This is a genomic window from Thiocystis minor, assembly GCF_016653465.1.
Lineage (GTDB): Bacteria > Pseudomonadota > Gammaproteobacteria > Chromatiales > Chromatiaceae > Chromatium > Chromatium minus.
Genome location: NZ_NHSQ01000103.1, coordinates 32,129 through 42,256 on the forward strand (window position 1 = coordinate 32,129; position 10,128 = coordinate 42,256).

The 10,128-nt window shown below is 63.3% G+C and carries 7 protein-coding genes; 5 read left to right on the forward strand and 2 right to left on the reverse strand.

What is annotated here, in order from left to right:
- Positions 1-8 precede the first annotated feature (8 nt).
- Positions 9-1,931 carry a propionyl-CoA synthetase gene (locus CCR95_RS14785; protein WP_201095813.1) on the reverse strand — a complete coding sequence of 641 codons (1,923 nt, stop codon included), beginning with the start codon at positions 1,929-1,931 and terminating at the stop codon, positions 9-11.
- A 78-nt stretch (positions 1,932-2,009) separates the two neighbouring features.
- Between CCR95_RS14785 and CCR95_RS14790 the strand changes: the two genes are divergently transcribed.
- A complete protein-coding gene (locus tag CCR95_RS14790) occupies positions 2,010-4,658 on the forward strand; it encodes a DNA phosphorothioation-associated putative methyltransferase (protein WP_338115406.1) in 2,649 nt (882 codons plus the stop codon).
- A 105-nt stretch (positions 4,659-4,763) separates the two neighbouring features.
- Here CCR95_RS14790 and cobF read toward each other — a convergent pair whose 3' ends face one another.
- Positions 4,764-5,537: a precorrin-6A synthase (deacetylating) gene (gene cobF / locus CCR95_RS14795; protein WP_201095826.1), complete on the reverse strand. Its 774-nt coding sequence runs from the start codon at positions 5,535-5,537 to the stop codon at positions 4,764-4,766.
- Positions 5,538-5,799: 262 nt separating this feature from the next.
- On the opposite strand from cobF, the gene bchE reads away from it, so the two are divergent.
- From bchE to CCR95_RS14815, 4 genes are all read left to right on the forward strand, one after another.
- Positions 5,800-7,533, forward strand: a complete 1,734-nt coding sequence (gene bchE / locus CCR95_RS14800) for a magnesium-protoporphyrin IX monomethyl ester anaerobic oxidative cyclase (protein WP_201095833.1) — start codon at positions 5,800-5,802, stop codon at positions 7,531-7,533.
- A gap of 188 nt (positions 7,534-7,721) precedes the next feature.
- Positions 7,722-9,290 carry a cobyric acid synthase gene (locus CCR95_RS14805; protein ID WP_201095841.1) on the forward strand — a complete coding sequence of 523 codons (1,569 nt, stop codon included), beginning with the start codon at positions 7,722-7,724 and terminating at the stop codon, positions 9,288-9,290.
- Positions 9,291-9,458: 168 nt separating this feature from the next.
- Positions 9,459-9,602, forward strand: a complete 144-nt coding sequence (locus CCR95_RS14810) for a hypothetical protein (RefSeq protein WP_201095842.1) — start codon at positions 9,459-9,461, stop codon at positions 9,600-9,602.
- A gap of 116 nt (positions 9,603-9,718) precedes the next feature.
- Positions 9,719-10,015, forward strand: a complete 297-nt coding sequence (locus tag CCR95_RS14815; RefSeq protein ID WP_201095844.1) for a hypothetical protein — start codon at positions 9,719-9,721, stop codon at positions 10,013-10,015.
- Positions 10,016-10,128 lie beyond the last annotated feature (113 nt).

The following is a 10,128-nucleotide window of genomic DNA, read 5'->3' on the forward strand; positions in this document are numbered from 1 at the left end:
GGACGATTTCAGCTTCCGGAGCGATGGTCTCCCCTGACATATCCTTGAGCGTAGCCAATCGCCGCCAGCGCGCTGGCAATTTCATCCAGAATCGCCGGATCGTCGATCGTGGCTGGAAGTCGGAAGTCCTTACCGTCGGCGATCGCCTTCATGGTGCCGCGCAGGATCTTGCCGGAGCGGGTCTTGGGCAGTCGCTCCACCACCACCACGTTCTTGAAGGCCGCCACCGGGCCAATTTCATCGCGCACCAGCTTGACCAGATCCTTGGCGATGGACGCCGGTTCCCGCGTGACACCCGCTTTGAGCACCACCAGCCCCAGGGGCAGTTCGCCCTTGAGCGGGTCGGCCGTGCCAATGACGGCGCATTCGGCAACATCCGGATGCGAGGCCAGGACGGCCTCCATGCTCCCCGTGGAGAGTCGGTGACCGGCGACATTGATGACGTCGTCGATGCGGCTCATAACGAAAAGATAACCGTCCTCGTCCAGATAACCCGCGTCCCCGGTCAGGTAGTAGCCCGGCTGGGCGGACAGATAAGACTGGATAAAACGCGCGTCGTTGCCCCACAGCGTTGTAAGACAGCCAGGTGGCAGGGGCAGGCGGAGCATGATACGCCCGATGTCGCCGGGTCGGGCCGGCTCGCCCGCATCGTCGAGCACCTGGATGTCATAGCCGGGGACGGCGCGGGTCGGCGAGCCGGGCTTGACCGGCAGTGGCTCGATCCCCAGGCAGTTCGCCGCGATGCCCCAGCCGGTCTCGGTCTGCCACCAGTGGTCGATGACCGGGACTCCGAGGATTTGCTCGGCCCAGTGCAGGGTGGCTGGATCGCAGCGTTCGCCGGCCAGAAAGAGTGCGCGGAAACCGCTGAGATCGTAGTGCCTCAGATGCTCGGCGTGCGGATCCTCGCGCTTGATGGCGCGAAAGGCAGTGGGCGCGGTAAAGAGCACCGCGACCCGGTGCTCCTGGATCACGCGCCAGAAGGCGCCAGGGTCTGGAGTACCGACGGGCTTGCCTTCATAGACGACGGTGGTGCAGCCCGCCAGAAGCGGGGCGTAGACGATATAGGAATGCCCGACCACCCAACCGACATCCGAAGCGGCCCAGAAAACTTCACCGGGTTGCACGTTGTAGAGGTTGGCCATGCTCCAGGCCATGGCAACCGCGTGTCCGCCGTTGTCGCGCACCACCCCCTTGGGCTGACCGGTGGTGCCGGAAGTGTAGAGGATATAGAGTGGGTCGGTGGCCGCGACCGGCACACAGTCGGCCGGTGCGGCCGCCGCCAGTGCCGCGCTCCAACTGAGGTCGCGTCCGGGGATGAGGGTGCCCGGTTCCTGGGGGCGTTGCAGGATCAGGCAGTGCGTGGGTTTGTGCTCGGCCAGATCGATGGCGGAATCCAGGAGCGGCTTGTAGTGCACAATCCGATTGGGCTCGATGCCGCAGGAGCCGGCGATCATCACCTTGGGTTTGGCGTCGTCGATTCGGGTGGCGAGTTCGCGCGCGGAGAAACCGCCGAAGACGACCGAATGAATGGCGCCAATGCGCGCGCAGCCGAGCATGGCGACCACCGCCTCGGGCACCATCGGCAGGTAGATGATGACCCGGTCGCCCTTCGCGACCCCGAGCGCCTGGAGTGCTCCGGCACAGCGCGCGGCCTGATCCTGCAACTGCGCATAAGTAATGGTCGTCCTGGAGTCGGTCACCGGGCTGTCATGGATAATGGCGGGCTGATCGCCGCGTCCCGCGCGCATGTGACGATCCACGGCGTTGTAGCAGGTATTGAGCATGCCGCCACTGAACCAGCGGTAGAAGGGTGGATTTGAACGATCCAGAACCTCATCCCAAGGTCGGTCCCAGTCGATGAGTTCAGCCGCTTCGCCCCAGAAGGTCGCTGGGTCGCTCATGGCGCGATCGTAGACGGTTTGGTAGCTCATGATTTCTCCTTCGATATCGGATGAGCATGAATGATATCGTGGCACGGCTCGAGCGGTTGACGGATCGTCCAGAGATCCTTGAAGCCCTTTGACGCCAACCGGATCGAACTCGCTTTTAACCTCGGTGACAGCACCATGGGCTCCATTCCGAGCAAAGTCGTTGGCGGTCGAACGTACGTCCATGTCGATGTCCTGCCCCTGCTGGATGCCGCAACCGCGGCGCGTGTCGTGGAGGCGGAACGATTGGCCCGACGTGAGCGTGGGACGGATTTTAATCTGGTGCGCGTCGATGACGCAGGCCCCTGCATCGCACTGCTGAATTACCCATCTTTTGACGACGAGCCTTTTCCGGCGCTGCGCGAGAGTTGGCTGGTCGATCTCGGTCAAGCGACCGTAGGCTATCGGACCTATGCCGACTCGCTCAATCCGCCGATCCTGCACCGTAAGGAACTGCTCCTGCCCGCCGATCATCCACGGCGTGAAGAGTCTGCCGCGCTCACCGCGACCTGCGAGTCCATCGGTCTGTTTGACGAGTCCAAGCGTATTGGCTACCGCCGCCAGTGGCTGGCGCTGGTGCGCGAGAAGGGGTATCGCATCGAGGGCCATGCGCTGGTGCCGCTGGGCAACGACGACTCGGACCTGGACGACGAGGAGCCGGCTCCGGCGCATGCCGGCTGGCAGGCGTCGCGCCATCTGACGGCACTGACGCGCTACGGCTTCTCGGCGCCGGTGCAGTCGCTGGCGCGGCATGGGTTTCTGGATGGCCGCTATCGGCTGTTCGACTATGGTTGCGGGCGCGGCGACGATGTGCGGGGGCTGGTCGAGAATGGCCTGGGCGCCGCCGGCTGGGATCCTTTTCATGCGCCGGACCAACCCATTCAGTCGGCGGACATTGTCAATCTCGGCTTCGTCATCAATGTGATCGAGGACGTCGACGAACGTCTGGCGGCGCTGACCCGTGCCTGGTCGCTGGCGGAGCGGCTGCTGGTGGTCTCGGTGATGCTGGCCAACCAGAATGCCCCGCGCGGCGAGTGCTTTCGCGATGGCGTCATGACCCGGCGCGGCACGTTTCAGAAATATTTCAGCCAGGCCGAGATCAAGGCGTTTCTAGAGCAGGCGCTCGACACGGAGGCCATTCCGGTCGCGCCGGGTGTGCTTTATGTCTTTCGGGACAAGGATGCCGAGCAGCGTTTTCTGCTCAACCGCTACCGCCCTTCGGCTCCGCTCAGGGCAAGCTCTTCTTTGCTCAGGGAACGGCGTTGTGAAAAAGGGCTTGCCCTGAGCGGAGCCGAAGGGAAGCCGCGCCGGGATCGCGCGGCGGAAAAATACGCCGCCTTGCGGGAGCCATTGGACCGCCTCTGGGAGCGTTGGTTGAGTCTGGGTCGCCCGCCGGACACGTCCGAGGTGGATGATCCGGTCGCCTTAACCGAAGGTTTCGGCTCTTTGCCCAAGGCGCTGCGTTTCCTGGCGACGCGACATGATCCGGCCGAGATCGAGCAGGCCGCCGCCGCGCGCACCGCCGATCTGACGGTCTATTTCGCCCTGATGCAGTTCGCGCGACGTAAGCCTTACAGCCATCTGGAACGCGGACTGCAACAAGATATCAAAGCGTTCTTTGGCGACTATGCCGCCGCGAAGGCACACGCACTGGAGCTGCTGTTCCGAATCGCAGACGTGGAGTCGCTCGAAGCGGCGTGTCGGCAGGCCGCCGAGCAGGGGCTGGGCTGGCTCGATCCGGGCCAGTCGCTGCAACTGCATGCGAGTTTGGTCGAGCGGTTGCCGCCGCTGCTGCGGATCTATGTGGGTTGCGCCGCCATACTCTATGGCGACGCCCGTCATGCCGATCTGGTGAAAATCCATATCGGTTCCGGCAAGGTCAGCCTGATGCGTTATGACGACTTCGCGGGCCAGCCGCTGCCGCGCCTGATCGAACGGGTCAAGATCAAGCTGCGCGATCTGGATATCGAGTATTTCGCCTATGGCGAGGAGTACGCGCCGCCCTATCTCTTCCATAAGTCGCGCTATCTCAACGAGGAATTTCCGAACTACCCCGAGCAGGTCGCGTTCGAGCAGGCGCTCGATGACCTGGGTCTGTTCGATCTGACCGGCTATGGCCCGTCGCCCGAAGCGTTCCTGGAGACGCTGGCCCGGCATCGCTGGACCCTCGCCGGATTCGATCTGGTTCGCCCCCGGACCCTGGCGGAGCTGGACGCTCCCTGCGGACGTTTTCTGACCTTCCGGCAACTCATCGCGTGCGGCGAGACCCAGGCCGGCACGGGTCTGCCCAATCTGCCCCGACAGCCCGAGAGCTACGATGCGCTGCTGGAGCTGGCGGAGCGGGTGCTGGATCCGGTGATCGACTACTTCGGGATGATCCGCCTGACCTACGGTTTCTGTTCGCCCCAACTCGCCCGCCAGATCCCCGGTCGCATCGATCCCAAGCGCGACCAGCACGCCGCCCATGAACTGAACCGCCTGGGCAAGTCGGTGTGCGACCGTCTGGGCGCGGCGGTTGATTTCATCGTCGAGGACGAGAGCATGCTGGAGGTGGCCCGCTGGATCGTCGCCAACACGCCCTTCGATCGGCTGTATTTCTATGGCGACGACCTGCCGATCCATGTCAGTCATGGGCCGAACCGGGATCGCCAGATCGTCTTGATGATCGCAGGCAAATCCAGGCGTCTGGTGCCGCGGGTGGTGTCGAGTCTTCCCGAGGCCGGGGCGTGAGGGTCGGCTTGACGCTCCTCCGCCGGCCACTGGCAAGAGACGCCTACCGGTCCGGACGCCGTCGTGGGCAGGGCGCGCCGCCGACTCGCCGGCAGTCGCGCCGGATCAGAACTCGCCGCTTGTTCTGCGTCGCAGAAGATAGATGTCCATCAGCCAGCCTTTCGCGTCCCTGACCTCGGACTTGGTTTGCAGCAGATCGGCAAGGACATCGTCCACCGGGCCGGCGACCAGAACCTCGTCGGGACAGCCCAGATAACCGCCCCAGTAGATGTCCATGTTCTGCCCCGTGTAGCGCCGGAAGGAGGCATTGTAGTCGAGCATCACCACGGCGTTATCGATCTCGGCCGGATCGCAGGTCTCGACGTGGCGGCCCGTGGTGATGGTGATGTTCTCGCCGACGCGGTTGAGCGGGATCTTGTGCCTGGCGGTCAACACCTGGACCGAGGTGATTCCGGGAATGATCTCGAAATCGAGGGCGCCATTCGAGCGGGCGGTCAGGTCGGCGATCAGCGAGACGGTCTGGTCATAGAGCGATGGATCGCCCCAGAGCAGCAGTGCGCCGTTTTGGCCATCCGCCAGCTCGTCGGCGATCAGTCCTTCGAAGAGGGCGCGCTTCTCGTCGTGCCAGCTCTGGACGCCTTCCTTGTAACCCCCGGCGTCCATGCGCCGGGCCGGACTGGCCGCCGTGACCACGCGGTAACCCGTGTCACCCAAGTAGTGACTCAGGATGTCCTGGCGCATCCGCAACAGATCCTCCTTGCCGCGACCCTCCTTCTCCAGCATAAAGAAGACATCGACCTGCTTGAGTGTGTCGATCGCTTGGACCGTCAGGTACTGAGGGCCGCCTGGACCCATGCCAATCAAATAGAGTTTCTTCATCTAAGCCATTAAATCGCGTTAAATCTTTCTAAAATTAGGCTGTTGCGAGTGCGTCCATACCTTCGTGGATGTCCGGTCGATCGAATCGTTGAGTCTTGACGTTCCTGGACTCCAGGACTGGATCGATGGCGATTCTAGCGAGTCGTTGGTATGATTCTCAGGTCGGTGAGACTCATGCATTCTCCCACCCTGCGGCCTCTGAGTGGCCATCGTCTCCAAGGACGTCCCTGGTCGACTGTTCTTGCTAACTCCGGAGCTGACAATGCGTATCCTTTTTGTCCACCCAAACTATAGCGCCGGTGCCGCCGATATTGCTGGCAATTGGTCGCCGGCCTGGGTCGCCTATATCGCGGGCTATCTGAAGGGAGGCGGCTACCAAGACTATCAGTTCGTCGACGCCCTGGTGGACAAACTGGATGACGATCAACTGCGCGTCGCCATCCGCGAAGCCAAGGCCGACATCGTCGCGACCACGGCCATGACGCCCATGATCTACACCGCGCAGCGCGTGTTGCAGATCGCCAGGGAGGAATGTCCCAACGCCATCACCGTGCTCGGCGGTATCCATGGCACCTTCATGTACAAGCAGGTGCTGTCCGAGGCACCCTGGATCGACGTCATCGTGCGTGGCGAGGGCGAGGCCGTTACCCTCAATCTCGTGCGCTGCATCGACGAGGGCCGCTGGCCGGCCGAGCGCGGGAAGATCCAGGGCATCGCCTATCTGGACGAGAATCAGCAGGCGTTCGCCACGCCGGCGGAACCCTCCATCAAGGACGTCGATTCCATCTGGCCGGACTGGGGCGTTCTGGAGTGGAAGAAGTACATCTATATCCCGCTCGGCGTGCCGGTCGCCACGCCCAACATGGCGCGCGGCTGTCCCTTTACCTGTAGCTTCTGCTCGCAGTGGAAATTCTGGCGCGACTATCGCGTGCGCGATCCCAAGCGCATGGTCGACGAGATCGAGGAGCTGGTAAAGGTCCATGGCATCGGCTTTTTCATCCTCGCCGACGAAGAGCCGCAGATCAACAAGGCGAAGTTCGTCGAGTTCTGTCAGGAACTGATCGACCGCGACCTCGGCATCCACTGGGGCATCAACACCCGTGTCACCGACGTGATGCGCGACGAGGATCTGCTGCCCTTCTACCGCAAGGCCGGTCTGGTGCACATCTCGCTCGGGACCGAGGCCGCCGCGCAGCTCAACCTCGACCGCTTCGTCAAGGAGACCACGATCGAGCAGAACAAGCGCGCCATTCAGCTCCTGCAGCAGAACGGCATCGTGACCGAGGCGCAGTTCATCGTCGGCCTCGAAAACGAGACCCGCGAGACCCTGGAGGAGACCTACCGGATGGTCATGGACTGGGGCGCGGACATGGCCAACTGGTCGATGTACACCCCCTGGCCCTTCTCCGATATGTTCACCGAGCTGGGCGACAAGGTCGAGGTCTTCGACTACTCCAAGTACAACTTCGTCTCGCCCATCATGAAGCCCGATAACATCGACCGCGCCGAGCTGCTCGACGGGGTCATGGCCAACTATCGGCGCTTCTACATGCGGAAGATGCTCTTTCAGTATCCCTGGGTGAAGGATCCGTTCCGCCGTCGTTATCTGCTCGGCTGTATCAAGGCGTTCCTCAAGAGCGCCATGGAGCGTCGCTTCTATCAGTTGGGCAAGCAGAATTACTGGGGGCCGACGTTCAAGAAATTCATCAAATTCGACTACGACAAGACCCGGTCCAAGATCGTCGAGCCGGATCACAACGCCTGGAAGAAGGCGCCCGCGGCCAAGCGTCCGGCGGTGAGTGCGGTCGGCATGGCACCGCAGGCCTGCGGTGGCGGCGGCTTGCTGATGGACGAGTTCAGCGGCAACGGGGCCGCCACGAGCTGCAAGCCGGGGGGGTGCGGCGGCGGTGGCACGCAGCAGTTGCCCGAGAACGAGGTCTTCGTCTCTTTGCCAACGGTGCCCAAGGCCAAGGCGCAGGCCGTCCAAGAGGCCTGATCCCGCGCTGACCCGGCCGCCGGCCGGATCGCATGCCACTGCATCGCGCCCCCGCCTCGTGGGGGCGTTTTTGTTGGTGCGCTGTGCCGCTCAAGTCGGGCAACAGTTGATGGGCACTTTCTTACCTGGGGCGGCGGCCCCGCCCGCGATCGCTCCGCCCCGATCTATCCAAAATCCGAGATGCCTCAATGCCCGATACCGTTCCGACCATCCAGATCGACCTGCCGCCGCTCCGCGACAGCGGCCCGCGTCGCGCGCGTGTGCTGATGATCCAGGGGACCGCCTCGGATGTGGGCAAGAGCCTGTTGGTGGCGGGGCTCTGCCGCGCCTTCTCCCGGCGCGGGCTGGTGGTACGGCCGTTCAAGGCGCAGAACATGAGCAACAACGCGGCGGTCACCATCGATACCGACGCGCCGCCCGGACCGGATGGCGAACAGCCGCGCGGCGAGATCGGACGTGCCCAGGCGCTGCAGGCGCGCGCTTGCGGCGTTCCGCCCTCCATCCACATGAATCCTGTGCTGCTAAAGCCGCAGACCAATATCGGTTCGCAGGTGGTGCTGCGCGGGCGCGCGCTCGGCAACTGCCCGGCGCGGGTCTATCACGAGATGCGTCATGGCCTGATGCCGGCCGTGATGGACAGCTTCGAGCGGCTGTGCGCCGAGGCCGATCTTGTGCTGATCGAGGGCGCGGGCAGCGGCGCCGAGGTCTATCTGCGCAAGAGCGACATCACCAACATGCACTTCGCCGAGCGCGCCGGGGCGCCGGTGGTCGTCGTCGGCGACCTGGACAAAGGCGGAACCATGGCCTCGCTGGTCGGCACCTGGCTGCTGCTCGATCAGCCGGATCGAGATCGGGTGGTGGGCTACATCGTCAACAAGTTCCGGGGCGACTTCTCGCTCTTCGAGCCGGCCTGCAAGACCATCACCGAGCACACCGGCTGGCCCTTCGTCGGCATGGTGCGCTGGTTCGAGGGGGCCGACCGGCTGCCGGCCGAGGATTCGCTTGCGCTGGAGCGTCCCACCGAGACCAGCGGCGGCACGCTCAACGTGGCCATTCCGCGTCTGTCGCGGGTGGCCAATTTCGACGACATGGATCCGCTCGCCGCCGAGCCGAGCGTCAACCTGCGCTGGATCAACCCCGGTCATCCGATCCCGGCCGAGACCGACGTGGTCATCCTGCCCGGTTCCAAGGCCACCCGCGCCGATCTGGACGTCTTGCGCCGCGAGGGCTGGGATATCGACATCCTGGCTCACGTTCGCCGAGGCGGGCGCGTGGTCGGACTCTGCGCCGGTTTCCAGATGCTTGGCCGCGTCGTGCGCGATCCTTTGGGCATCGAGGGCGAGCCGGGCGAGACGCCTGGGCTGGGACTCCTGGACATCGAGACCGAGATCGGCGGCGACAAGCGGCTGATCGAGATCGACGGCCAGGAGCAGCGCAGCGGCTGCCGGATCACCGGTTATGAGATGCACATGGGGCGCACCACTGGCGTCGGACTGGAACGCCCCTGGCTGCTGCTCGACGACGGCGCGGGCGAGGCGCGTCCCGAAGGCGCCATGACCGCGGACGGACGGGTCATGGGCGGCTATCTGCACGGCATCTTCGGCGCGGACGCCTTTCGCGCGCACTGGCTGGAACAGGTCGGGGCGCAAGCCGCCCGGATCGACTTCGAGGCCAGGGTCGAGGCCGCGCTGGATGACCTGGCCGATCACTGCGAGGCGTGCCTGGATCTGGATGCGTTGCTGAAGTTAGCCCGCTAGGGCAGCCAGTCTTTCGCCAAGGCGGCGCTCGATGAAGCCTTCCCGCCGGAAGATGCCCGTGCTCTCGCTCGTCCACTGGAATTCCATGACACCCCCGAGCATGGGAGCTGGCTCAACATCGCCGAGATCGAGTTGGCGGTCTTGTCGAACAGGTGCTTGTCACCGCGCATGGCCGATGAAGAAACCCAGCGACGCGAGATCGTCGCCAATGTCAGCGAGCGCAACGCCAAGGCGAAACCCGCTAAATGGCGGTTCGCTAACCAGGATTCTCGTCATAAGCTGGCGCGACTCTCTCTGCGTGTTTCAACGTGACTGACTACGAAGAGGGATTGCCATGAGCGGGATCCCGTTAGTGGGGTAAAAAACTCGGCAACGAGAAATCCAAAGAGGCCCATTCCGCGCGCTGGGTATATGCCGCACTGTGTGACTTGAAAGGAAACGTTCAGGCGCGCGATCTCGTTCGCTTCCTGAGGATTGCGGCAAATTTGGAGTCAGAGCGGTCAGAGCGGATAGGGCAAACATGGCCTGATCGCGTCTTGGTACCAGAATCTCTGCGCAAGGCTATTCCTCTCTGCAGCGTCGAGAAGGTGACCGAGGCGAAGACAGAGATTGCGCCCTTGCGAAAATGGGTGAAACTGATGGAGCAAGAAGGCATCCGAAACCTCAAGGTTCCCTTCAGCATGCAACAGGCACAACTCGACACCACCTTGTTAACCCATCTTTAACATAACCCCATTGATAAACACCCCCAGATGGCATCTAACCATCTGATCTTTATGTACACGCCGGCCGAAAATCGCAATGTAGTGCCAAGTTATTCAATAGTGGAAGAGTAAAA

Excerpts from the sequence above, each read along its gene's own strand:
- CCR95_RS14785 (WP_201095813.1), bottom strand. The coding sequence starts at position 1,931 with ATGAGCTACCAAACCGTCTACGATCGCGCCATGAGCGACCCAGCGACC.
- cobF (WP_201095826.1), bottom strand. The coding sequence starts at position 5,537 with ATGAAGAAACTCTATTTGATTGGCATGGGTCCAGGCGGCCCTCAGTAC.
- bchE (WP_201095833.1), top strand. The coding sequence starts at position 5,800 with ATGCGTATCCTTTTTGTCCACCCAAACTATAGCGCCGGTGCCGCCGAT.
- CCR95_RS14805 (WP_201095841.1), top strand. The coding sequence starts at position 7,722 with ATGCCCGATACCGTTCCGACCATCCAGATCGACCTGCCGCCGCTCCGC.
- CCR95_RS14810 (WP_201095842.1), top strand. The coding sequence starts at position 9,459 with ATGGCCGATGAAGAAACCCAGCGACGCGAGATCGTCGCCAATGTCAGC.